Annotated in this window: 23 protein-coding genes; 13 read left to right on the top strand and 10 right to left on the bottom strand. The window is 65.2% G+C overall.

The window, feature by feature from the left end; translation table 11 throughout:
• Positions 1-161: 161 nt before the first annotated feature.
• Positions 162-833, bottom strand: coding sequence for a hypothetical protein (locus tag AAFG07_RS12250; RefSeq protein ID WP_342727490.1), 672 nt, complete (start codon positions 831-833; stop codon positions 162-164).
• 195 nt (positions 834-1028) lie between these two features.
• Here AAFG07_RS12250 and AAFG07_RS12255 point away from each other — a divergent pair, with 195 nt between their 5' ends.
• From AAFG07_RS12255 to AAFG07_RS12265, 3 genes are read left to right on the top strand one after another with little or no spacing between them, the layout of a single operon-like run.
• Positions 1029-3356: a caspase family protein gene (locus tag AAFG07_RS12255; RefSeq protein ID WP_342727492.1), complete on the top strand. Its 2328-nt coding sequence runs from the start codon at positions 1029-1031 to the stop codon at positions 3354-3356.
• Positions 3357-3391: 35 nt separating this feature from the next.
• Positions 3392-4936 (top strand): DUF1800 domain-containing protein, encoded by a 1545-nt coding sequence (locus AAFG07_RS12260; protein WP_342727493.1) that lies wholly within the window; start codon positions 3392-3394, stop codon positions 4934-4936.
• A gap of 15 nt (positions 4937-4951) precedes the next feature.
• On the top strand, positions 4952-6145 hold the full coding sequence (locus tag AAFG07_RS12265; protein WP_097675253.1) for a DUF1501 domain-containing protein: 1194 nt from the start codon (positions 4952-4954) through the stop codon (positions 6143-6145).
• Between the two features lie 204 nt (positions 6146-6349).
• Here the strand turns inward: AAFG07_RS12265 and AAFG07_RS12270 are convergent, their stop codons facing one another.
• From AAFG07_RS12270 to pqqA, 7 genes are all read right to left on the bottom strand, one after another.
• Positions 6350-6820, bottom strand: a complete 471-nt coding sequence (locus tag AAFG07_RS12270; protein ID WP_342727494.1) for a hypothetical protein — start codon at positions 6818-6820, stop codon at positions 6350-6352.
• On the bottom strand, positions 6817-7797 hold the full coding sequence (gene pip / locus AAFG07_RS12275) for a prolyl aminopeptidase (RefSeq protein WP_342727495.1): 981 nt from the start codon (positions 7795-7797) through the stop codon (positions 6817-6819). The genes AAFG07_RS12270 and pip overlap by 4 nt, the downstream gene beginning before the upstream one ends.
• Positions 7787-9007: a pyrroloquinoline quinone biosynthesis protein PqqE gene (gene pqqE, locus AAFG07_RS12280; protein WP_342727496.1), complete on the bottom strand. Its 1221-nt coding sequence runs from the start codon at positions 9005-9007 to the stop codon at positions 7787-7789. Before pqqE ends, pip begins: the two co-directional genes overlap by 11 nt.
• Positions 9004-9312, bottom strand: coding sequence for a pyrroloquinoline quinone biosynthesis peptide chaperone PqqD (gene pqqD / locus AAFG07_RS12285; protein ID WP_076865728.1), 309 nt, complete (start codon positions 9310-9312; stop codon positions 9004-9006). The genes pqqE and pqqD overlap by 4 nt, the downstream gene beginning before the upstream one ends.
• A gap of 10 nt (positions 9313-9322) precedes the next feature.
• Positions 9323-10078 (bottom strand): pyrroloquinoline-quinone synthase PqqC, encoded by a 756-nt coding sequence (gene pqqC / locus AAFG07_RS12290; protein WP_076865727.1) that lies wholly within the window; start codon positions 10076-10078, stop codon positions 9323-9325.
• A 20-nt stretch (positions 10079-10098) separates the two neighbouring features.
• A complete protein-coding gene (gene pqqB / locus AAFG07_RS12295; RefSeq protein ID WP_342727497.1) occupies positions 10099-11028 on the bottom strand; it encodes a pyrroloquinoline quinone biosynthesis protein PqqB in 930 nt (309 codons plus the stop codon).
• A 160-nt stretch (positions 11029-11188) separates the two neighbouring features.
• On the bottom strand, positions 11189-11269 hold the full coding sequence (gene pqqA / locus AAFG07_RS12300) for a pyrroloquinoline quinone precursor peptide PqqA (protein ID WP_035635412.1): 81 nt from the start codon (positions 11267-11269) through the stop codon (positions 11189-11191).
• Positions 11270-11594: 325 nt separating this feature from the next.
• Here pqqA and AAFG07_RS12305 point away from each other — a divergent pair, with 325 nt between their 5' ends.
• From AAFG07_RS12305 to AAFG07_RS12340, 8 genes are all read left to right on the top strand, one after another.
• On the top strand, positions 11595-11852 hold the full coding sequence (locus tag AAFG07_RS12305) for a hypothetical protein (protein WP_016839844.1): 258 nt from the start codon (positions 11595-11597) through the stop codon (positions 11850-11852).
• A 168-nt stretch (positions 11853-12020) separates the two neighbouring features.
• On the top strand, positions 12021-13295 hold the full coding sequence (locus AAFG07_RS12310; RefSeq protein WP_342727498.1) for a PQQ-dependent sugar dehydrogenase: 1275 nt from the start codon (positions 12021-12023) through the stop codon (positions 13293-13295).
• Positions 13296-13416: 121 nt separating this feature from the next.
• Positions 13417-13986, top strand: a complete 570-nt coding sequence (locus AAFG07_RS12315; protein ID WP_342727499.1) for a c-type cytochrome — start codon at positions 13417-13419, stop codon at positions 13984-13986.
• 72 nt (positions 13987-14058) lie between these two features.
• On the top strand, positions 14059-15450 hold the full coding sequence (locus AAFG07_RS12320) for an amidase family protein (protein ID WP_342727500.1): 1392 nt from the start codon (positions 14059-14061) through the stop codon (positions 15448-15450).
• 63 nt (positions 15451-15513) lie between these two features.
• Positions 15514-15990, top strand: coding sequence for a glutathione peroxidase (locus AAFG07_RS12325; RefSeq protein ID WP_342727501.1), 477 nt, complete (start codon positions 15514-15516; stop codon positions 15988-15990).
• On the top strand, positions 15987-16247 hold the full coding sequence (locus AAFG07_RS12330; RefSeq protein ID WP_342727502.1) for a DUF3297 family protein: 261 nt from the start codon (positions 15987-15989) through the stop codon (positions 16245-16247). The genes AAFG07_RS12325 and AAFG07_RS12330 overlap by 4 nt, the downstream gene beginning before the upstream one ends.
• A 138-nt stretch (positions 16248-16385) precedes the next feature.
• Positions 16386-17555: a mandelate racemase/muconate lactonizing enzyme family protein gene (locus AAFG07_RS12335; protein WP_342727503.1), complete on the top strand. Its 1170-nt coding sequence runs from the start codon at positions 16386-16388 to the stop codon at positions 17553-17555.
• A 170-nt stretch (positions 17556-17725) separates the two neighbouring features.
• Positions 17726-18787: a hypothetical protein gene (locus tag AAFG07_RS12340; protein WP_342727504.1), complete on the top strand. Its 1062-nt coding sequence runs from the start codon at positions 17726-17728 to the stop codon at positions 18785-18787.
• A gap of 75 nt (positions 18788-18862) precedes the next feature.
• On the opposite strand, the gene AAFG07_RS12345 is transcribed toward AAFG07_RS12340, so the two are convergent.
• Both AAFG07_RS12345 and AAFG07_RS12350 read right to left on the bottom strand, forming a co-directional pair.
• Positions 18863-20215: a malonyl-CoA decarboxylase gene (locus AAFG07_RS12345; protein ID WP_342727505.1), complete on the bottom strand. Its 1353-nt coding sequence runs from the start codon at positions 20213-20215 to the stop codon at positions 18863-18865.
• A 158-nt stretch (positions 20216-20373) separates the two neighbouring features.
• Positions 20374-21174 carry a helix-turn-helix transcriptional regulator gene (locus tag AAFG07_RS12350; RefSeq protein WP_342727506.1) on the bottom strand — a complete coding sequence of 267 codons (801 nt, stop codon included), beginning with the start codon at positions 21172-21174 and terminating at the stop codon, positions 20374-20376.
• Positions 21175-21263: 89 nt separating this feature from the next.
• Between AAFG07_RS12350 and AAFG07_RS12355 the strand changes: the two genes are divergently transcribed.
• Complete coding sequence (locus tag AAFG07_RS12355; RefSeq protein ID WP_342727507.1) at positions 21264-22454, top strand: MFS transporter; 1191 nt, start codon at positions 21264-21266, stop codon at positions 22452-22454.
• 208 nt (positions 22455-22662) lie between these two features.
• Positions 22663-24204 carry an SUMF1/EgtB/PvdO family nonheme iron enzyme gene (locus AAFG07_RS12360; RefSeq protein WP_342727508.1) on the top strand — a complete coding sequence of 514 codons (1542 nt, stop codon included), beginning with the start codon at positions 22663-22665 and terminating at the stop codon, positions 24202-24204.
• The last annotated feature ends 23 nt before the right edge of the window (positions 24205-24227 follow it).

Raw genomic sequence — 24227 nt, forward strand, 5'->3', positions numbered from 1 at the left:
AGAGAAGGCAAAGGCTAAATTGTCCGATCATCAGCTTTCGCGCGGCTGATGCGCGTCTAGCGTTAATCTCGTTTGCGTTATGTGGCGGTGCAGCATGGTCTGCACCGCCGCGCCGCTCTTTGTTTGAGTATGAATGTCCACGCAAACGTTGCGCGTTTGCTTCAACCGCGCGGAAGATCGCTCTTTGCGACATCCCACAACAACCGGTAGACGCCGCTGGTGACCACCAGCGGCTTCAAGGCTGCATTGCCGGTGATGCCTGCCGCGGCTGCGGGGACCGCGCCGACATCGGTGGCGTCGATCAGCACGAACCAGTCGCCGGCACCGGGATCGGCTTTCCCGGCGTCCGGCGTCAGCGGCTTCGACAGCACTGGGTCGTTCTCGAGCAGATGCATCGAAATGATGCCGTCGCGCGCGGCTGGATCGAGTTGCTCCCGCAATGCAGCGCGGAGTTTGTCGGCCCCCTCGGCCGGCGGGCGCAGGCGGATGATGCCGAGGGCTGCGCCGCGGCCGACGCCGCGGCTGATCGTGATGCGCGCAACGCCACGGATCATGTTCTGGAAGCGCGCGATGTTGGCCTTCGACCAGTCGGTCTGGCTGGCGAGTGCCGTGCGGTAGGCGGGGCTCTCAAGCACCTCGAAGGTCGCGGTCGAGTAGAGGCTGAGATATTTCGGCTTGCCGTCATGGGCGACGTAGCGGCGGGCCTCCAGGAATCCGTCGATCGCGACCCGTTCTTCGAGATGCTCGCGATCGTACCAGCGGTTGAATTCAGCTTCGTGTAAGCTGTCGATATCCATCGAGGTCAGCAGCATGCCTTGTCCGGCGATTGGCATCGAGTGCTCCTTTTTTGCCTGTTTTATCTGCGTAATATCGCCTGATCGCGCGCGCCCGGGAAGCCGTTTCCGGGGTGCCCGCGACCGTGCAGACCAAGGATTGCCACAATTGCCGCAATCCTGTTCAGCGCGCATTCACGGAAGTAGCCTTTCCATCCGTAACGCCAACTCTTGAGAAGAAAAGGGACGACCACTATGACGCGCATTCTGTGGGCATTGATCGTCGGTCTGGTGTCGCTCTCGTCGCTTCCCGTCCATGCGCAGGATCAGGAGAAACGTCTCGCGCTCGTGGTCGGCAACGGCGCCTATCAGGCCGGCGCGTTGCAGACTGCCGCAAACGACGCTGGATTGATCGCGCAGACATTGCAGGCCGCCGGCTTCGACGTGGTCGGAGCGCGCGATCTCGATAGCGAGACGCTGCGCAAATCGTTCCGCGATTTCATCCAGAAGGTGCAGGACGCGGGGCCCAATGCCGTGGCCTTCGTCTACCTCGCCGGTTACGGCGTGCAGCTCACCGGCGAGAACTACTTCGTGCCTGTCGACGCCAAGATCGTCCGCGACACCGACATCCCGGTCGAGGCGATTCGCATCTCCGATTACAGCCATCAACTCTCGGCATTGCCGATCAAGGCCGGCGTCATCGTGCTCGATGCGGCGCGCAGCAATCCCTTCGCCAAGGACGGCCAGCCGCTGGCTGGCGGCCTTGCGCTGGTCGATCCCGATCCGAAGCTCTTGATCGCCTTCAATTCGGCGCCCGGCACCGTCGCCCCTGACGGTGCGCCGCCTTACGGGCCCTACGCGCAAGCGCTGGCGGAAATGATTCGCGCCGGCGGCCTGACCTTGCCCGAGGTGTTCGACCGCGTTCGCCTGCGCGTCAACGAGATGACCAAGGGTGCCGAGATCCCGTGGAATGCCCAGAAGGTCGACGCGCCCTTCATGTTCTTCGAGCGCAAGCCGGATGCACCGCCGCAGCAGGTCGATGCCGGACTGCGCACCAAGCCGATCCGCGATTTCCCCGCGCACGACGCCTATGCCGCCGCGCTGGAGCGCGACACGCTGCAAGGCTACGAGGATTATCTGCAGGCCTATCCGACCGATCCGCTGGCCAGGCGCGTGCGCGCGATCGTGGCGGCGCGGCGCGAGGCCATCACCTGGCGGCGCACCTACAACGCCGACACGCCCGATGCGTATTGGTCGTATCTGCGGCGTTATCCGCGCGGCCCGCATGCATATGACGCCCGGCGCCGGCTCGCTTATCTGTCGGCCGCGCTGGAGCCGCCGCCGCAGTTCACGGCACTCGACTACGACGTGCCGCCGCCGCCGCCCGACGAGGTCGTCTATGTCGACCGCCCGGTGCTCTACTACAGCGATCCGGTATTCGACTTCGCGCCGCCGCCGCCGCCGCCGGTGTTCTTCCTGCCGCCGCCGCCGCCCGACTTCGTCGTGCTGCCGCCGCCGCCGCCGCCGATCGGACTGTTCGTGCTGCCGACGCCGTTCTTCGTGGCGATACCGGCCTATGTCGCCGCACCGGCCTACGTCGTGCCGCCGCAGAACAACATCGTGTTCAACAACATTCACAACACGACCGTCATCAACACGGTGATCAACAATCCCAACCCGACGCCAGCGCAGCTCAACGCGGCCGGGGTGACGGCGGCAATGGGCGGCGCACCGGTCACGGCGGCACCGCAACTGCCGGCCGCGGCGATGCAGCGCGCCAATCTGGCACGGCCGGGCGGTCCGCAAGGCGTGACGCCGGCGCAAGGCGCGGCCATGGGAGCGCCCGGCGCTGCGCCGAACGCAGCCGCCGCGCCGAACGCGATGGGCGCGCCGGGCACACCGGGTGCGCACACTTTGCCGGGCGCCAAGAATGGACCGCCGCTGCCGCAGTCGGCGACCGCGCCGGCCAATCCCACGCAGCAGCATGGCGCCGTGCAGCCGGGCACCGTGCAACCTGGCGCCCCGCAACCTGGCGGCACGCAGCCGGGGGCAAAGCCGAACGCGGTGACACCAGGCAAGCCCGCGACAGCCATGGCGCCTGCCAACACGCAGCCGGCTCCGCCGATCAAGCCCGGCGTTGCCCCCGCGACCAACGCGCCGGCCTCGCCCGCGACCGCTGGCAAGCCCGGGAGACAGCAACCGCTCACCGCGACCGCACCGACCGCAAACGTGAAGCCCGCGACGGCGCCGTCGCCGGCGAGCCGCACGCCGCCGGCACGGCAGACGCCGGCGGCGCGTTCGGCGCCCGCGCATGCCGCGGTGTCGCCTGCGCCGGTTTCCCGGCCCGCGCCGGCGCGGGTCGCAGCTCCGCCCCGCGCGGCTCCCCCGCCGCCCCGCGCCGCAGCCGTTGCGCCGCGCCCGGCACCCGCACCGGCTCCGCGTGCCGCGCCGCCGCCACCACGGTCGGCTGTGCAGGCGCAACGCGCAGCACCGCCGCCGCCGCGGCCGGCACCGCCGCCAAGGCCCGCCGCCGCAGCACCTCGGGCCGCGCCGGCATGCCCTCCCGGTAAATGCAAACACTGAGGGCATGACACCATGAGCCGGGCAGGTCAGCCTTCATGAGCATCACGGCCACACTCGGAGCGCGGACAGCCGCGAAACTGATGATCGGTACGATCGCGGGGCTGGTGGCGTTCCACCAGCCGGCGCGGGCGGCCGAACTCGCGAGCCAGGACATCGCGCTGCTCGACCGACTGACCTGGGGCGTCAGCGCCTCGAGCGCGGCGCATCTGCGCGAGGTCGGCACCGAACGCTGGCTGCAGGAGCAACTGCATCCGGCCAACACCGCATTGCCGGCCGCCGTCCAGAAGCAGATCGAGGCGATGCCGGACGTGCATCGCTTCCCGTTCGACATTGCGGCCTCGTTCGACCAGCAGGGCAAATCCGCTAACCAAGTCGCCGATCCGGAGCAGCGCAAGGCGGCGCAACAGGTCTATCAGCAGGCCATGAACGACCGCGCCAGGCAGGCCGCGGCCCGCACCATCCTGCACGCGCTCTATGCACCGGATCAATTGCGCGAACGCCTGACCTGGTTCTGGTTCAACCACTTCAATGTCCACCAGTATAAGGCCAACATCCGCGTGCTGGTCGGCGACTACGAGGATCGTGCGATCCGCGCCAACGCGCTCGGCAAGTTCCGCAACCTGCTCTCGGCGACGCTGCATCATCCCGTGATGCTGCGCTATCTCGACAATGCCGACAACGCGGCCGGTCATCTCAACGAGAACTACGCCCGCGAGATCATGGAGCTGCACACCATGGGCGTCGGCTCCGGCTACACCCAGGCCGATGTCGAGGCGCTGGCGCGGATCCTCACCGGCGTCGGCATCGACTTCAAATCCGAGGATCCGAAGCTGAAGCCCGAGCAGCAATCCCAGCTGGTCCGCGAGGGCGCCTTCGAGTTCAATCCGGCACGCCACGATTTTGGCGACAAGACCTTCCTCGGCCATCAGATCAAGGGTCGCGGCCTCGCCGAGGTCGACGAGGCCCTCGATATCCTCTGCCGTCACCCTGCGACCGCCACGCACATCGCCAAGCAGCTTGCGACCTATTTCGTGTCGGACAATCCGCCGGCCGCGCTGGTGCAGCAGATGGCGCAGACGTTCCAGAAGACCGACGGCGATATTGCGGCCGTGATGTCGACGCTGGTTCATGCACCGGAATTCGCCGCCAGCCTGAAGGGCGGTGCCAAGTTCAAGGACCCGATGCTCTATGTGATGTCGTCGGTGCGGCTCGCTTACGACAGCAAGGTCGTCCTCAATACGCTGCCGATCCAGGGCTGGCTCAATCGCCTGTCCGAGGGCCTGTTCAATCACGAGACGCCCGACGGCTATTCGATGCTGTCGGCGGCCTGGAACGGCCCCGGGCAGATGATGCTGCGCTTCGAGATCGCGCGCGCGATCGGCTCGGGATCGGCCGGCCTGTTCAAGCCGAACGAGCCCAACGCCGTCGACCAGCCGGCGTTTCCGCTCGTGATGAACGGGCTCTACTTCAGCAACATCAGGCAGACGCTGAGCCCGACCACGCTCGCCGCGCTCGACCAGGCAGTCTCGCCGCAGGACTGGAACACGCTGTTTCTGTCGTCACCCGAGTTCATGCACTGAAAGGGAGGTTCGCCAATGGACCGCCGCGAACTGATCAAGGCCTTCGCCGCTTCCGCCTCGCTCACCCTTGCCGGCCGGGTCTGGGCCGCGCCCGCGACCGACGCGCGGCTGCTCGTGGTGTTTCTGCGCGGCGCCTATGACGCCGCCAATGTGGTGGTGCCGGTCGGCAGCGAGTTCTACTACGCCTCGCGCCCGACGCTTGCGGTCGCGCGGCCCGATGCCGGCAATCCGAACGCGGCGCTGGCGCTCGACGCCGGATGGGGGCTGCATCCGGCATTGCGCGATTCGATCTATCCGCTGTGGGCCAAGCGCGAGATCGCGTTCGTTCCGTTTGCCGGCACCAGCGATGATCTCTCGCGTAGCCATTTCGAGACCCAGGACACGATCGAGCTCGGGCAGGCGGTCGGCGGCAGCCGCGACTACCGCTCCGGCTTCATGAGCCGGCTGGCGACCGAGCTGACGCGGGTGAAGCCGATCTCCTTCACCGACCAGCTGCCGCTGATCTTCCGCGGCCAGAACCAGATCCCGAACATCGGCATCGCCAGCGTCAGCAAGCCGGGTGTCGACGACCGGCAGGCGCGGTTGATCCGGGAGATGTATGCGAAGGGCGATCTCGCCAATTCGGTGTCGGAAGGCTTTCGCGTCCGCGACGACGTCTATAAATCGGTCTCCGAGGAGATGATGGCGGCCAACCGCGGCGCCGTGTCGCCGCGTGGCTTCGAGCTGTCGGCACGGCGGATCGGCCGCCTGATGCGCGAGCAGTTCAACCTCGGCTTCGTCGACGTCGGCGGCTGGGACACCCATGTCAACCAGGGCGCGGCGACCGGCTATCTCGCCGACCGTCTCGGCGAGCTCGGCAGGGGCCTCGCCGGCTTCTCCGAGGAGATCGGTCCCGCGATGTGGCGCGACACCGTCGTGGTCGTGATCTCCGAATTCGGCCGCACCTTCCGCGAGAACGGCGACCGCGGCACCGATCATGGCCATGGCAGCGTCTACTGGGTGATGGGCGGCGGCATCAACGGCGGACGCATGGCCGGCGAACAGGTCCAGGTCGCGCAGGCGACGCTGTTCCAGAATCGCGATTTTCCTGTTCTGACCGACTACAAGGCGTTCTTCGCCGGCCTGATCCAGCACGTCTACGGCCTGCAGCAGGCCAGCCTCGAGCGCATCTTCACCGGCATCAAGCCGAAGGACCTGAACCTGGTTTGAAGGGGCACTGCCAAAATATCGAAAACAACCCCATGCAAAGTAGCCGGTTGACGGTGTTCGACCCGGCAACTTGACACGTCGGGCAACTCAGGGGTATTTTTCCATTATTCAGAAATCGTGTAATGGCGGGTCAACACCGGATAGTCGCGGCTCTGCAACAGGGTCTGCGGCGCGACCTGGACTCGCTCGCCGGCCACGCGGCCGTTACGATCGTCCCAATGGTCGCACCTTCTGCGCGAGGGCATTCACTGGGTCGGTCGCGAACTCCCAATCCGTAGCAGTGCATTCAAACGTCTCGTCTCGCAGGTAGAACAGGAAATGCCGCGAGGCGCTCGACGTCGTTTCGATAACTTGCCAGTCAGTCGGTTCTTCCAATCGGACATCCCTACCGACGATCTCATAGAACTCTCCCCAAGCTGGGGCGATAGCGCTGTAACGACATTTTCCGCGATACCAGCCCTCATCGTTTGTCGCGCCGATGCGATATCGCGAACAAGCGGAAAAGCGAATGATTCCGAGTTCGTCAGGATCAAACTGCGGAAACTGATAGGGATTGAGAAAGAACTTAAGGAAGACGTCGGTGCCCACTACCTTGATCCTTGGGTGTGGTGCATTTGGCTCGGCGTTCCAGCCCTCGTTGAGTTGGACAAACGAAGGGCCGACGTCAGTTGTCATCTCGCAATCCCGGCCGCCAAATCCGCGATCGCCTTCATCACGGCGTTGCGGATGCCGGGATCGTAGAGGATGTGGCCGGCGCCATCGATGATGCGGACCTCGCTGCCCGGCCAGCGCGCGGCGAGCGCGTGCGATGTGGCGGGCGGGCACAGCAGATCGTAGCGGCCTTGTACGATGATGCCGGGAATGCCGGCGAGCTTGTCGGCTTCACTCATCAGCTGGTTCGGCCGCATGAAACAATCGTTGGCGAAGTAGTGCGCCTCCATGAACGGCGTCGAGGGCAGGGCGCCTGCTGTCTTGGTCAGGTCGAGCCGCGCCTGCTTCGGCGTGTGCTCCGACAGCGTGCGTTCGGTGTCGTGCCAGGCGCGTGCGGCCGGCGCATGCACCTCGACATCGGGATCGAGGATACGGCGGTAATAGGCCGCAAGCGGTGCGGCACGCTCGGCGTCGGGCAGGAAGTTGAGAAAATCCTCGGAGAGGCCGGGATAGAAGCGCGGCAGGGCGCGCAGGAACACGTCCTCCAGCTCTTCGCGGGTGCCGAGAAACGTCGCGCGCAGTGCGAGCCCGCTGACCCGCTCGGGATGCGCCTGCGCATAGGCCAGCGCCAGCGTCGCGCCCCAGGAGCCGCCGACCACCATCCAGCGCGCGAAGCCGAAGCGTTCGCGGATCTTTTCCAGGTCGGCGATCAAATGCTGCGTGGTGTTGTGGTCGCGGCTGCCCTTCGGCCGGCTACGGCCGCAGCCGCGCTGGTCGAACAGCACGGCATGAAAGCGCTCGGGATCGAACAAGCGGCGATGATCCGGCTGGCAGCCGCTGCCGGGGCCGCCGTGCAGATAGACCGCGGGGATGCCGCCCTCGCGCCCGACGCTCTCCACGTGCAGGTCGTGACCATCGCCGACATCGAGCCATTCCGATGTGAGCGGAGCAAAAGGGTCGGCGCGCTTCGCGGCCTTGCCGGCATCGGCATCAGGCGCCATTGGGTTTTTCCTGGCGGTCTTCGGTCTCCAGCGTGCCGCCGGCGAAGTTGCGGTAGAGGAAGCGGTTCTGCGCGCCGGCGGATTCCTGCTCGGCCTGCTTGAAGATCTCCTCGTGCCGCGGCGACAGCGCGCAGGCCGGATCGGTGTTGCCGGCATCGCCGGTCAGCGCAAACGCCTGGCAGCGGCAGCCGCCGTAGTCGACCTCGCGGAACTCGCAGCTCTTGCACGGCTCCGGCATCCAGCCCGTGCCGCGATAGCGGTTGAAGGCCTCCGAGTTCTGCCAGATCCAGGCGATCGAATGGTTCGAGCGCACCGACTCGAATTCCAGCCCGGTGATGCTTTCTGCGGCGTGGCACGGCAGCACCTTGCCGGCCGGCGAGATGTTGAAGAACTGCCGGCCCCAGCCGCCCATGCATTTCTTCGGCCGCAGCGCGTAGTAATCCGGCACCACATAGTCGATCGCGAGCGTGCCCTTCAGGCGCACTTGCGCTTCCTCGACGATGCGGCTGGTCTCCTCGATCTGCTCGATCGTCGGCATCAGCGCGGCGCGGTTCTTCAGCGCCCAGCCGTAATACTGCACGTTGGCGACTTCGAGCCGGTCGGCATCGAGGTCGACCGCCATCTGGATGATGTCGGAGAGCTGATGCAGGTTCTGCCGATGCATCACCGCGTTCACCGTGAGCGGCATGTCGAGCTCGCGCGTCCATTTCGCGACTTCGAGCTTCTTGCGGTGCGCGTCCTTGAGGCCCGCAACGCGATCGGCAACGGTGGGTTCATTGCCCTGGAAGCTGATCTGCACATGGCTGAGGCCAGCATCGGCCAGCGCCGATAGCTTGTCCCTGGTCAGCAGCACCGCCGAGGTGATCAGGTTGGAGTACAGCCCGACATCGGTCGCGTGCTGCACCAGCTCGACGATGTCCTTGCGCGCGGTCGGCTCGCCGCCGGAGAAATGGATCTGCAGCACGCCGAGCTCGGCAAGCTCGCTCAGCACCTTCTTCCATTCCTCGGTGGTGAGCTCGGTCGAGCCGCGGTCGAGCTCGACCGGGTTCGAGCAATACGGACATTGCAACGGACAGCGGTGGGTGATTTCGAGCAGCACCGCGAGCGGGATGCCGTAAGTCTCGGCCGCCGAGCGCGTTTGCTCGAGCACCGCGAGCCCATCGGTCGGGCCTGCTGTCGTTGTCTTGTTACCGGCGAGCGTGTCACTCATGCTGTGCTCTCGCGCGCTTCGGTGAGAAAGCCCTTGTCGGCCAGATCCTGCAGCATCGCGATCACGTCGGTCGCGATCGCCTCGCGCGGGGCGGCGTATTTTTCGGCGAGCTGGTCCACCATCTCGGCGACGCTGCGCACGCCATCGCAGAGCTGTAGCACCTCGACCGCGATTTCATCGGGCGCCAGCACGCGCTCCGGCGCCAGGATCACCCAGACCTGCCGCGTCTCGTCGAATTTCAGCTTGGTATGGCGCGGCAGTTTCGGCCGGCTGGTCTCGCTGACGCTGATGTTGCGGCTGGCCATGATCTTGTCCCTAGCCTGTCTTCGGCACGAAGGCGCCGGGCGGAATCTGGCCGTCGACATAGGCGTGATACAGCGCGTCGAGCTGCACCCACAGCACGTTGGTCTTGAAGATCAGCGCGTTGCAGACCGCTTCGCGCTCGGCGGGCGTCTTCGCATGCTGCTTGACGTAATCGAGCGCAAAGCCAGCGTCGCGCGGCGCCTGGGTCAGGCGGCGGCTGAAATAGCTCATGATGTCGGGATTGACGAAGTCGTAGTGCTTCAGCATTCCCGAGATGCGCTCCTCGTGCAGGTTCGGCGCGAACAATTCGGTGAGCGAGGAGGCGATCGCTTCCAGCGGCGTACGGTCGCGGCAGAAATGCACATAGGCTTCCACGGCAAAGCGCGTCGCCGGCAGGATGCCTTCGGTGGACTCGACATAGGCCGTGTCGAGGCCGAGGCCTTCGGTCAACTTCAGCCAGCGCTCGATGCCGCCCTCATTGCCGAGATCGCCGTCGTGATCCTCGATGCGATGGCGCCATTCGATCCTGGTGTTGCGGTCGCGGAAGCGCGAGATCACCATCGCGTCCTTCAACGGGATCGTGCTCTGGTAATAATAGCGGTTCAGCGCCCAGGCCTGCACCTGGCCCTTGTTGAGCTTGCCGCCGTGCAGCAGGCGGTGGAACGGATGCAAGCTGTGATAGCGCGTCGCGCCGATCGTGCGCAGCGTTGCCTCCATCTCCTCGGCACTGTCGAGCGTGATGCCCTTGCCGATCGAGAGCGCGGTCATTCCAGACGTCAGCACGACATTCACAGCACGATCTCCGTTCCGTCGGAGGGAATCTGCCAGCCCGCCTGTTCGGCCGCCTTGCGTTCGGCCGAGGTCCCAAGCAGCGCCGGGTTGGAGTTGTTGATATGCAAAAACACTTTTCGTCCGATGTCGAGCCCGGCGAGGCTTGCGATTGCACCCTGATCGCCCGACATCGCGATATGTCCCATGCCCTGGCCGGTCTTGTTGCCAAGGCCCGCCGCGATCAGTTCGTCGTCGCGCCACACCGTGCCGTCGAAGAACACCAGCGGCGCGCCCTTGAGCCGTGACTTCAGGTCGTCGGTCACCCGGGCGCAGGCGGCCAGGAAGTAGAAGTATTTGCCGCTACGCTTATCCGCAATACGCAGGCCGAGCGTATCGCCGACGCCGTCGGCGCCCGCCGGGTGCGCCTTGCCCTCGAGATACCACGCGCCCTTGCCGGGAACCTCGAACGGCAACACCTCGAGCCCCGACGGCGATCCGTCGGGCAGGGCCGGCTCGAAGGCCTGGTCGACCGCGATCGGTCGGCGGGCGACGTTTTTCTCGCTCAGCACGTTGAAGATGCCGTTCGCACGCAGGATCGCCAGCACCCGTTCATGCGCGTAGATCGCAAACGGCGAGCCCTCACGCATCGACAACAGTCCAGCGACGGCGTCGATCTCGCCATTGGTGAGGATGACGCCGGCGATCGGGCTGTGGCGCAAGGCGCCGTGCTTCGGATGCAGCTGGGGCGTCGCGATCAACTGCTGACGGAGATCCGGGGAGGCGTTGACCAGGAACCAGTGCGCGCCATCGCCGCTGACGGCGATCGAGGCTTGCGTGCTCTGCAATTCCGGATGATCGCTTCGCGCCGTCCTGCAGACGGCACAGCCGCAGTTCCACTGCGGAACGCCGCCACCCGCCGCGGCACCCAGGACGACGACACGAAGCATGATCCGTCCCCTGGAGACGTTTAACACGGACCCAAAAACTCGGACCCAAAAACGTTACGAGGTGGACCCCGGCTGTGGAACACACCCCCATGCTCGGGAGCGCGTTACGCCCGGATGTCCACCTGCGCTAAAACGCTAAACGTGTATAGGGCGCTGCCGCTTACTTGCGGGTGGCGCACATATACATGTTGATTTCCATGCCGACCGACACTTCGACGATCTTCGGTGCTTTCCAGGCCATTAGGCTCTCCTTGTTGCAACCGGACGAACTTTCCGCCCTGGGGGTTAAACTACTGCGGTTCGAAAAGTTCGCCACTTAAATTTTTCGCAAGCGGCCCTGCGGAAGCGCATGCTGCATTGCGGGAGGCAAATCCGACCCACTCACAAATTTGTGCGCGCATTTCCCGTCAAAACCCGGTGGGATCAGACCTTTTTCCTGTTGTTCGCCACACGGTGAATGGTGATCTTGGACTATGAGACAGGAGCCTTGCGGTCCTCCGAAGGTCCTGATGACGATTCTGTGCTTCCCCGTGACTGGAAGCGACTAACCGAGCCGAGTTCTGCCGATGCCACGCTATTTCTTCAACACCCGTATCGGCGACGAGCTGATCTCCGACCCCGATGGTGAAATCCTGCGAGATCCGGATCGTGCGTGGGAGATGGCGCGGGCGATGATTCGCGAACTGCTCAAGACCGAGGGTGCCGACGGAGCGCTGCTCAGCGCGGTGATCGAGGTGACCGACGACGAGGGCGAGATCGTGCTGGAGTTTCCATTCACGGAGGCGATCCTCGACCGCCCGGACCGCTCGATGACGCGGCACTGACGCGCGCCGGTCAGGTCGCGTGGTCACAACCATGCGTTGGCCGATGTCAGCATGTTTCCGATTGCAATTGTCCGGACAAATTCGCAAGACTATGAACGGAAAGCCGAACGGCGCCGCGTGACGTCAATGGCGCAATCAACAACGGCTTCCACCCAGGGGAGATCATCCATGAAAAAACACTCGTTCGCACCGCGCAGCCTGCTGCTCGCGGGAGCCATGCTGGGAGCGTTCACGCTCTCCGCTGCGGCGCAACAGCCGGCGGCCGCGCCGGCCCCAGGTGCCGCACCGGCCGCCCAGCCACTGCCGCCGGGCTCGCCCATGATCGGGCGTCCGGACAATGAAGCCGCCGCCAAGCTCGCGCCGGTGGCCCCGCCGCCGCTGCCGTCCGCGCCCGACAAGTTGCCGCTCGCCAAGCTCAAGGTACCGGCCGGCTTCAATGTCGAGGTCTATGCCGCGGGCATGGCCAATGCGCGCTCGCTGGCGCTCGGCGACAAGGGCACCGTGTTCGTCGGCAGCCGGCTCGTCGACAAGGTCTATGCGATCGTCAACAAGGACGGCAAACGCTCGGTCAAGGTGATCGCCTCCGGCCTCTACCGCCCCAACGGCGTCGCCTTCAAGGACGGCACGCTCTACATCGCCGAGCTCTCGAAGGTCTCCAAGATCGACAAGATCGAGGACAATCTGGACAATCCGCCGAAGCCGACCGTCATCTACGACAAGCTGCCGAAGGACGAGGCGCATGGCTGGAAGTTCATCGCCATCGGCCCCGACAACAAGCTCTATGTCCCGGTCGGCCAGCCCGGCAACAACGTGCTGCATGATGCCGACCACGGCCAGATCCGCCGCATCAATCTCGACGGCTCCGGCGCCGAGGTCTACGCGCTCGGCGTGCGCAACTCGGTCGGCTTCGACTGGAATCCCGAGACCAAGCAGATGTACTTCACCGACAACGGCCGCGACTGGCTGTCGGAGACGGTGCCGGAAGACGAGCTCAACCGCGTCACCAAGGCGGGCGAGGATTTCGGCGCGCCCTACTGCTACCAAGGCAACATCATCGACCAGGAGCTCGGCTGGGGCAAGAACTGCAAGGACTACACGCCGCCGGTCGGCCTGATGGGCCCGCACACCGCCTCGCTCGGCATGCGCTTCTACACCGGAAGCCAGTTCCCGAAGACCTACAAGAACGCGATCTTCGTCGCGCGTCACGGCTCCTGGAACAAGTCGCAGAAACAGGGCGGTGACGTCGTGGTCGTCAAGCTGAACAAGGACGGCACCGTGAAGTCGGTCGAGCCGTTCATGACCGGCTTCCTCGAGGACAACAAGTATGTCGGCCGTCCGGTCGACGTGATGCTGCTGAAGGATGGCTCGCTGCTCGTCTCCGACGACTGGAACGGCGCGGTCTATCGCGTCAGCTACGGCAAGCCGAAGGTCGCGAACCAGTAAGCCGAAAGTCTAGTCACCGTCATTGCGAGCGAAGCGAAGCAATCCATTCCGCCACTTGCGGCGATATGGATTGCTTCGTCGCTTCGCTCCTCGCAATGACGGAACATGCCCGGAGCGGCCAATGCACAAAACGATCATCGCCACCCTGGCACTTGCCTCCATCGCATTCTCCGCAAACGCCGAGACCATCCAGGAACGCACTGTCGCGTGCTTTGCCTGCCATGGCGAGCACGGCACCTCGGAAACCGAAAACACGCCCTCGCTCGGCGGCCAGCAGGCGCCCTATGCGCTGATCCAGCTGTTCATGTTCCGCGAGAAGCTCAGGGTATTCGACCCGATGAACGAGATGGCGAAACCGATGACCGACGACGATCTGCGCACCTTCTCGGACTTCATCGCCACCTTGCCGAAGCCCACGCCGCCTACGGATGCCGGCGATTCGGCGCGGATGGCGCGCGGCCAGGTGCTGGCGCAGCAGAACCGCTGCAATAGCTGCCACAACACCGATTTTTCCGGCAAGGACAACGTCCCCCGGATCGCCAACCAGCGCGAGGACTATCTCGCCAAGACCCTGGCCGAATACAAGGACAACAGCCGCCACGGCTACGACGCCACCATGGCCGACGTGATGCAGACGGTCACCAAGGAGCAGATCGGCGACCTTGCCTATTACATCGCGCATGTCCGCTGAAACATCGGGCGGCAGGTGTCTGGTCTTGGCCTTCGTGCGGCGCTAAAACGCGTCCGTCATACGGAGTAGCACATGCAGGATCTTTGGCGTCTGTCGGCGGCTGAGCTCGCCAGCCTCATCAAATCCAAGAAGGTATCGGCGAAAGAAGCCGCCGAGGCCGGGCTCGCCCGGCTCGATGCGGTCAACCCGAAGATCAACGCGGTGGTCGATCACCGGCCGGACGACGTGCTGGCGCAGGCCGCCAAGATCGATGCGGCAATTGCGCGCGGTGAGGCGGTCGGTCCGCTCGCCGGCGTGCCTGTTACGATCAAGGTCAATGTCGACCAAGAAGGCTACGCCACCACCAACGGGCTGAAGGCGCAGCGCGACCTGATCGCCAAGGTCGACAACCCGGTGGTCGCCAATCTGCGCAAGGCCGGCGCGGTGCTGCTCGGCCGCACCAATTGCCCGGCGGTCTCCTATCGCTGGTTCACCACCAATCTCATTCATGGCGACACCAAGAACCCGCGCGATCCCGGCATCACGCCGGGCGGTTCGTCCGGCGGCGCGGGCTCCGCGGTCGCGGCCGGCATCGGCCACATTGCGCATGGCACCGATATCGCGGGCTCGGTCCGCTATCCGGCCTATGCCTGCGGCGTGCACGGCCTGCGGCCGAGTATGGGGCGCATCCCCGCCTTCAACGCGGCCTTGCCGGAGCGTCCGATCGGCCCGCAGATCAGCGCGGTGTCGGGCCCGCTGGCGCGCACTGTCAACGACCTTCGCATCTCGCTCGCGGCGATGTCCGCGCCGGACTATCGCGATCCCTGGTATGCGCCGGTGCCGCTCGAGGGACCGCCGCGCGAGAAGCGCGTTGCGATGTGCCTCAATCCCGATGGCCTCAATCCGGTGCCGGAAGTGGTCGCCGCGGTGGCCGATGCCGGCAAGCGGTTGCGAGACGCCGGCTGGATCGTCGAGGAGATCGCCGACACGCCGTCCCTGCGCGAGGCGGCCGAGATTCAGACCCGGCTCTGGCTCGGCGACGGCTACGAGGCCCAGCTCGCCTTCGCGGAACGCGAGGGCGATCCCGGCGCGCTGGCCTGCCTGCGCGGCGTCCGCGCCAGGGTGCATCCGTTCGACCTGTCGCAGGCGCTGACCCGCCGCGCGACCTTGACCCGCGAATGGTTTGCCTTCCTCGACAAATATCCGGTGCTGCTGATGCCGGTGTCCGGCGAACTACCGTTCCCCGATCATCTCGACCGCAAGGACGAGGCGTCGTTCGCGCGGGTGTGGCACGCGCAGCTGCCGCAGATCGCGATCCCCTTCATGGGGCTTCCCGGGCTTGTCGTCTCCACCGGCCTCGTCGGGCGGATTCCAGTCGGCGTGCAACTGGTGGCCGGGCGCTACCGCGAGGACCTCTGTCTTGCCGCGGGTGAGGCGGTGGAAGCCGGTGGCACGCCGTCGTCGCCGATCGATCCGGTGAGCTAGCGCATGATCCGGAAAAGTGGGTACCGGTTTTCCGACAAGATCATGTGCAGGTGAGGGAGAGAGATGGCAACCGTCTACGATTTCACCGCCAAGTCGCTCACAGGCGACGAGGTGCCGCTGCAGCGGTTCGAGGGGCAGGTGCTGCTGATCGTGAACACGGCGAGCGCCTGCGGGTTCACGCCGCAATACAAGGGCCTGCAGGAGCTGCACGCTGGCCTCTCGCCGCGCGGCTTTGCCGTGCTCGGTTTTCCCTGCAACCAGTTCGGCGCGCAGGAGCCGGGCGATGCCAAGCAGATCGCCGCGTTCTGCGAGACCAACTACGCCGTGACGTTTCCGATGTTCGCCAAGATCGACGTCAATGGCTCAGGTGCGCATCCATTGTACGAGCACCTGAAACGTGAGAAGTCGGGCCTGCTCGGGCCGGCGATCAAATGGAATTTCACCAAGTTCCTGGTCGATCGTTCCGGCAAGGTCGTGGCGCGGCATGCGCCGACCGCCCGGCCCGAAGGATTGAAGAAGGAAATCGAGGCGCTGCTATGAGCGACGACACCAACAACCAATTTCCCGACCGCCTCTCGGTCGATCCGAACAGCCCGTATTACAACGCGGAGATTCTTTCGCGTGATGTCGGCATCCGCTTCAAGGGTGCCGAGAAGACCAATGTCGAAGAGTATTGCATCAGCGAAGGCTGGGTGCGGGTCACCGCCGGCAACGCCAAGGACCGCTACGGCAACCCGCTGACCATCAAGGTGCACGGGCCGGTCGAGCCGTATTTCCGGGATAAGGCGAAGTCCTGACGGGCACTCTCCACCGTCATTGCGAGCGCAGCGAAGCAATCCATCGCGCCGCTTGTTGAGAAATGGATTGCTTCGTCGCTTCGCTCCTCGCAATGACAGTGAGGAGAGGGGTGGCGAGCCTAACTTGAAGAGCTCACCATGTCCGTCCGCATCGTCGACGTCCGCGAGGTCACCAAGCCGATCTCCTCGCCGATCCGCAACGCCTATATCGACTTCACCAAGATGACCTCGAGCCTGGTCGCCGTGGTCACCGACGTGGTGCGCGACGGCAGGCGGGTGGTCGGCTACGGCTTCAATTCCAACGGCCGTTATGGGCAGGGCGGGCTGATCCGCGAGCGCTTCGCGCCGCGGCTGCTCGAAGCCGATCCGAAATCGCTGCTCGATGCCTCTGGCGACAACCTCGATCCGGACAAGGTCTGGTCGACGCTGATGTCGAACGAGAAGCCGGGCGGCCATGGCGAGCGTTCGGTCGCGGTCGGCACCATCGACATGGCGGTGTGGGACGCGGTGGCGAAGATCGCGGGCAAGTCGCTGTTCCGGCTGCTTGCCGAGCGTCACGGCTTGACCGCCAATCCGCGGGTGTTCGTCTATGCCGCCGGCGGCTACTACTATCCGGGCAAGGACCTCGGGAGCTTACGCAAGGAGATGCGCGGCTATCTCGACCGCGGCTACAATGTCGTGAAGATGAAGATCGGCGGCGCGCCGCTCGCCGAGGATCGCGAGCGGATCGAGGCGGTGCTGAAGGAGATCGGCCGCGACGCGCAGCTCGCGGTCGACGCCAACGGCCGCTTCGATCTGGAGACCGCGATCGCCTACGCCAAGATGCTGCGGGAGTATCCGCTGTTCTGGTACGAGGAGGCCGGCGATCCGCTCGACTATGCGTTGCAGGCCGCGCTGGCCGAATTCTATCCGGGCCCGATGGCGACCGGCGAGAACCTGTTCAGCCACCAGGATGCGCGCAACCTGATCCGTTACGGCGGCATGCGGCCGGACCGCGACTGGCTGCAATTCGACTGCGCGCTGTCCTACGGGCTCTGCGAGTATCAGCGCACGCTCGCGGTGCTGAAGACCCACGGCTGGTCGCCGAGCCGCTGCATCCCGCATGGCGGCCACCAGATGTCGCTCAACATCGCGGCCGGCCTCGGCCTTGGCGGCAATGAAAGCTATCCCGACCTGTTCCAGCCCTATGGCGGGTTCCCGGACGGCGTTCGCGTCGAGGGTGGCCACATCGTCATGCCCGATCTTCCCGGCATCGGCTTCGAGGGCAAGTCGGACCTGTACGCGGAGATGAAGGCGCTGGCGGAGTAGCCAGCGCCCGTCCGGCCCCGCCCGACCTGCTTGAGCCTGCTGCAGAATAATTTGAGCGTCGCTCAATAAAATATTGAACGTTGCTCACGTTCCGATATACTCATCCAGGAGAGACGCCTCTTTCCGAGCCACCGGGGGGAGGGCGCGGAACCGGCCATGAGGATAGTCGCATGCCATATTCAGCGAAAAATCTCCGGGACGCCGCCGATGCCGGGGTGATCAGCGCGGCTGATCTGGACCGGTTGCTCGCCTTCCTGGCGAGCCATGACGGGCAGGGCGCGACTGATGACGCAAGCCCGGCGGCCAGGTTCGATGCTGCCCACGTGCTCTGGTACGCCGGCGCGCTGATCGTGATCGGCGCCATGGGCCTGTTCTCGACCCTGGCGTTCACCCAGATGGGCGGGCGGGCGCTCACGGCCTGCGCGGTCGCCTACGCCACCGCTTTCGCCGTGGCCGGTCACCATCTCTGGTACGGCAGGGATCTGCGGGTTCCCGGTGGCTTGCTGATCGCGATCGCGGTCTCGATGGCACCGCTTGCGGTCTATGGCATCCAGGACGAACTCGGCTGGTGGGGCAAGTTCGGCAAGCCCGGAACCATGCAGGATTTCTACATCTGGGTGAAAGGCAGCTGGATCTTCATGGAGATCGCGACCGTCGTCGCCGGCGTCGTCGCGCTGCGCTACTTTCGCTTCGCCTTCATCGTCGCGATCATCGCGTTCGCGCTGTGGTTCATGTCGATGGATCTGGCACCATGGTTCAGCGGCACGAATTATGCCGACTTCGAGACGCGGCGCCGCGTGTCGGTGTGGTTCGGATTGGCCGTGCTCGCGGTGGCCTGGATCGTCGACTATCGCAGCCGCAATGGTGACTTTGCGTTCTGGCTGCATCTGTTCGGCCTGATGGCGTTCTGGGGCGGCATTACCGCGTCCGAAGGTTCGACCGAACTCTCGAAGGTGGTCTATTGCCTGCTCAACGTCGGTCTGGTCGCGATCGCCGTGATCCTGATGCGGCGCGCCTATGCGGTGTTCGGCGCGTTCGGCATCTGCATCTACCTCGGACATCTCGCCGACGTCGTCTTCAAGGACTCGCTGTGGTTTCCGTTCTCGCTGTCGCTGATCGGAATTGCCGTGATCGGCGCAGGTCTGCTCTATCATCGCAACGAGCATGCGATCGCCGCCTGGCTCGAGGCGCATCTGCCGGCGGGGCTGCGTCCGCGATCTGCAATGGCATGAGGCCCGCGACAAGCCCGGGCCTCATGACGGCTGTGATCGTGCTGTCGCGATAGCGGACGGGGAGAGAGCGGCGTCCTACCCCAGCCGCATGTCCAGCAGCCGGCGGCCTTCGCCCTTCAACAGCTTCTTCACCGTGCTCGAGGCGATCACCTCGCCATTGTTGGCATAGGCCTCGTGGTTCTTCTCGATGTCGTCGAGGCGGTAGAGGTAGTTGACCATGACGCCGGCGGATTCGCGCAGGCCCTTGGGCGAGAGGTCGCCGAGCCAGTTGATCCGCTCCAGCCGCGCGCCGTTGCCGAGATGGAAGCGCGCGACCGAATCGATCTGCCGTCCCTTCGGCGTGCGCGCCTTCAGGAAGTAATAGGCGGCGAGCGGCTCCAGCACGGCGCGCAGCTGCGTGGCGAGCTCGGCGTTCTCGAACCAGTCGGGCTTGCCGAGGCTTTCCAGGAGCTGACGGTCCTCATCGGTAAGCGGCACGTCATCGGCCTGCTTCACCCATTGCATGAAGCCCGGCACCGGCGACAGCGTCACGAAATTGTCGAGCTTCGGCAATTCGCGGCGCAGCTCCTCGACCACCTGCTTGATCAGGAAGCTGCCGAACGAGATGCCGCCGAGCCCGCGCTGGGTGTTGGAGATCGAATAGAACACCGCGGTGCGGGCCTTCTCGACCGGCACCGGCTCGCGCTCTTCCGCAAGCAACGGCGCGATCGCGCCCGGGATGGCTTCGGTCAGCGCGACCTCGACGAAGATCAGCGGCTCATCGGCCAGCGCCGGGTGGAAGAACGCGTAGCAGCGGCGATCCACCGGATCGATGCGGCGGCGCAGATCATCCCAGTCGCGGATCTCGTGCACGGCCTCATAGCGGATGATCTTCTCCAGAATATTGGCCGGCGACGACCAGTCTATCCTGCGCAGCACGAGAAATCCCCTGTTGAACCAGGACGAGAGCAGATGCACCACGTCGCGATCGAGCGCGGCGAGGTCCTTGTTGCCCTTCATCAATGAAAGCAGATCCGAGCGGATCGACACCAACTCGCCGGTGCCGCCCGGCGCCCGATTGAGCCGGCGGATCAATTCCTGGCGGCGCGGCTCGGAGGCGAAATGCAGGTCGCTGGCGTCGTCGCCATTGGCTTTGGCGCGCCAGCTCTCGATCGCCTGCGCCAGTCTGGCGTGATCGGGGCCGAAATCGCGCGCCAGCGTCTGGAAGAACGACAGGCGGCCGGCGGCATCGAGGTGGTGGTAGCGGTCGAGTACTTCGCGCGCCATCGCGGTGCCGGAGGCCTCGCCGCGGCCGGACAGCAGCGCCTCGCACAATTCCAGCAGTTCGGACGCATCCTGCTTGTCGTCGGCCGGGCTGGCGCGGCCGAGCAGGACGCGGCCGCGTTCGGAAATCGTCGAGAGCAGATCGGAGAAGAAGGCGTTGGCCATGGGCAGTTCGTATCCAGCGGGTCGTATTCAGTGAAGCCGGACCTTACACGGGATTTAAGGTCGGGAGGACTGCAATCAAGCGCATGGATCGTACGGAAATATGTCGCAGGGCGACAACGGTACAATTCGTCAGAGCTGCAGGCGGTGACAAACCCCGTTCACGTTTTCTCCGCGAACGCGGTCGGTGTCTTGCCGGTAACCTGGCGGAACGCATGGGAAAATGCCGGCACGCTGGCATAACCGAGGTCGGAGGCGACCTGCTTGACCGAAATATTCGCGTTGGTCGACAGGCGTTCGATCGCGGCCGCGATGCGGGCGCGCTGGCACCAGCTCTTGAAGGACAGTTGCGTCTCCGCCGAGAACAGGCGCGACAGCGTCCGCGCCGAGGTGCCGACCGTGCGCGCCAGCGCATCGATCTCGTGATCCTTGGTCGGATCGGCCAGCACGATGTCGGCGGCGCGGCGGCAGCGCGGCTCCTGCGGCAGCGGGATGAAGGTCGCGGAATCTTCGGCCTGGTGCAGTTCCAGCATCACGAGCCTGATCAGGAGGTCGGTGCGATCGCGTCCGCATGAGGTGTCGAACAGCGCAAGGATCGCCTGGTGCACCAGCGGCGACACCCGCACCACGAATTCATGGCCGAGGCTGTCGCTGCGCGCTTCGCGGGCGAGCCAGGCCCGGTCGAAATACAGCGTGCGCATCTCGATATCGGCGAGCACGTCGATCGCGTGGGGGAGCAGGGCAGGGACCCACACTGCGCGGTCCGGCGGCACCAGCCAGCGGCCCTTCGGCGTCGTCACCTGCATGGTGCCGCTCGCGGCATAAACCAGTTGTGCTTCGCGGTGCATGTGCGGGTCGAGGCGGACGCCCTTTTGGTAGCTGCGCGCGACCATGTGCACGCCATCGCCGGTGACGCGCCGGTCCTTGTGGAGGGCTCTTATTGGCGGCTCAGCGATAGTCATTGGCGACATCCCGTCAGGACAAGGACCTATAACCTATTTTCGAGCAATTGAAGAATCGCGTGAGAGACTTGCCAGTGAAAGATCTCCCCATGAGCAGCCCAACCAACAGTCCAAGCCGGGTGATCAGCTTCGTCAACGCCGGCCATTTCATCGATCACTACGCGATGCTGATTTTCGCGGCCGCCGTCATCATCATGGGTCCGGCGCTCGGCATGGCCTATTCGGAACTGCTGCCCTATGCGACGCCGGGCTTCATCGCTTTCGGCGCCGGTTCGCTGATCACGGGCTGGCTCGGCGATCGCTGGAGCCGCCGCCACATGATGGTGATCTTCTTCGTCGGCATCGGCCTGTCGATGATCTCGGTGGGCTTCGTGCAGACGCCGCTGCAACTCGGCGCCGCACTGCTGGCGATCGGCATCTTCGCCTCGATCTACCATCCCGTCGGCACCGCGATGATCGTGTCCTATGCCGAGAAGCTCGGCGCCCAGATGGGGATCAACGGCGTCTGGGGCAATCTCGGCGTCGCCTCCTCGGCGCTGGTGACCGGCGTGATCGGCCAGTATCTCGGCTGGCGCTGGGCCTTCATCGTGCCCGGCACGGTCACCGTACTGGTCGGCATCGCCTTTGCGATGACGGTGGTGCATGAGGACCGCAAGGGCTCCAGGCAGGCCGCAGCCCAGGTGCGCGTCGCCAAGGAAGACATGTGGCGGGTGGTGCTGTCGCTGCTGATCGTGGTGATCGCGATCTCGACCACGTTCAACGCGGTGACGGTGGCGCTGCCGAAACTGTTCGCCGAACGGCTCGCCGATCTGACCAGGAGCCCGGCGCTGCTCGGCGTGATCGCGGCTGGGGTCTATGTGTTCGGCGCGATGACGCAGTACACGATCGGCAAGCTGCTCGACCGGCATTCGCTGAAGACGGTGGCGCTGCCGCTGTCGTTCATGCTGGCGCCGTTTCTATATCTGGCGGCGAGCCTGTCCAACCTGCCGCTGATCGTGGTCTCGATCGGCATCGTGATGGGCGCGTTCGGCCAGGTCACGGTGAACGATGCCATGGTCGGCAAGTACACCACAGAGGAATGGCGCTCGCGCGCCTACGCGGTGCGCTATTTCGTCGGCTTCACCGCGGCGGGCGCCTCCGTCGGCCTGGTGGCCTGGCTGTACGACCAGGGCGGCTTCTCCATGATGCTGCGCGCGTTCGCGGCGCTGTGCCTCTTGGCGATTGCGGCCGCGATCATCCTGCCGCGCGAGATCCGGACGCCCGCCACGCAGGTGAACTGACGCGGTCGGTTTGCCGCGGCATTTCCGCCTGAAATGAGCCCCAAGCGCCATCCGCTCCAAGCGGATGGCGCTTTTTCGCGCATCACACAATTGCGTCCGCAAACTTGTCCGGTCCCGGCGGTGTGATACGCTCCACATGGGCCTTCGGGCCGAAGGCGCCGGTTGCGCCGATCACTGCCATTTTGTGGTTTGTGGAGCAGCCGAAGCCATGGGCGAAATTCGCGACTTCAGATCCGGCAAGCCGGGCAAGCCACCGCACGGCGAATCGATGCCGCGCCGCCTCGCCGCGATCGTTGCCGGCGACATCGCCGGCTACAGCCGCCTGATGGAGCTCGACGAAGAGGGCACCCACAACCGCGTCAAGCGGATCGAGCGCGATCTGATCGAGCCCACCATTTCCGAGCACCACGGCAAGCTGGTCAAGACAACCGGCGACGGGTTCATCGCGATGTTCGACAGCCCGGTCGAGGCCGTCCGGTGCAGCATCGTGATCCAGCAGAACATGATCGGCCGCAACGCGGCGATCGCGAGAGATCACTGGATCGAGTACCGGATCGGCGTCAACCTCGGCGACGTCATCATCGAGGCCGACGATATCTTTGGCGACGGCGTCAATGTGGCCTCGCGTCTGGAAGGGATTGCAGCGCCCGGCGAAGTCTTCATCTCCGGCGGCATCTACGAGCAGATCAAGCACAAGATGGTCTGCGGGTATGAATCGCTCGGCGACAAGAAGGTCAAGAACATCACTGATCCGGTCCGGGTCTATCGCGTGTTGCCGGACGCTGCCGCGTACCAGAGGACGCGCCGGCGCCGTGAGTCCATCCTGCTTACGCTGCTCGGACTGGCGGTCGCAGTCATCGCTGGCGGCGTGCTTTGGTACATGCTGGCGCAACCGCGCAGCAAGCCGATCGACGTGGCGCAGGTGCCGCCGTCACCGGCCGCATCGCCGGCCGTTCAGCAGCCGGCACCGAGCCCGGCTCCAGGCCAAGCTGCAAGTCCGGTCCCAGGTGCCGCACCGACGCAGCAAGCCTCGCCTCAAGTCGCGCCCTCGACAGGTCCTGCAGTGTCCGTGCCGGAGCCCGAAATGATTGCGCTCCAGGGCGGGAGCTTCTCGATGGGAAGCAATGACGACCCTTCGGAGCGGCCGATCCGCAAGGTGACGGTCAAGCCGTTCGCGATGGGCAAATATCCGGTCACCGTGCGGGAATGGAATGCCTGCGCGGCGGCCAAGGCGTGCGGCTTCACAGCCAGTGGCAAAGACGACGTTCCCGTCACCAATGTCAGCTGGAGCGATGCGAAACAGTATGTGGCCTGGCTCGCCGAGGGGACGAAGAAGGCTTACCGGCTTCCGAGCGAAGCCGAATGGGAATATGCGGCGCGTGGCGGAACGCAATCGAGATACTGGTGGGGCGATCAGATGCAATCGGGCAATGCCAGTTGCAAGGATTGCGGCGGCGGCGCCGGTGCCGCCGAGCAGCCGGTCAAGGTCGGCAGCTTCAAGCCGAATCCGTTCGGTCTTTACGACATGGGCGGCAGCGTCGATCAGTGGGTCGAGGATTGCTGGCACAGGAACTACCAGGGCGCCCCGGCCGACGGCGCGGTGTGGTCCGGCGGCGACTGCGGCTCCCATGTCATTCGTTCCGGCTCCTGGAAGAATGACGCGCGCTACGTCCGTCCGGCCAATCGCGACAATTACGACACCAATGTTCGCTATCCGACCCACGGTTTCCGGGTCGCGCTGTCTCCCTGAGAGATCGTCTGCAAGCGCCAGGT

Origin of the sequence: Bradyrhizobium sp. B097 (genome assembly GCF_038957035.1) — a bacterium.
Taxonomy (GTDB): Bacteria; Pseudomonadota; Alphaproteobacteria; order Rhizobiales; family Xanthobacteraceae; genus Bradyrhizobium.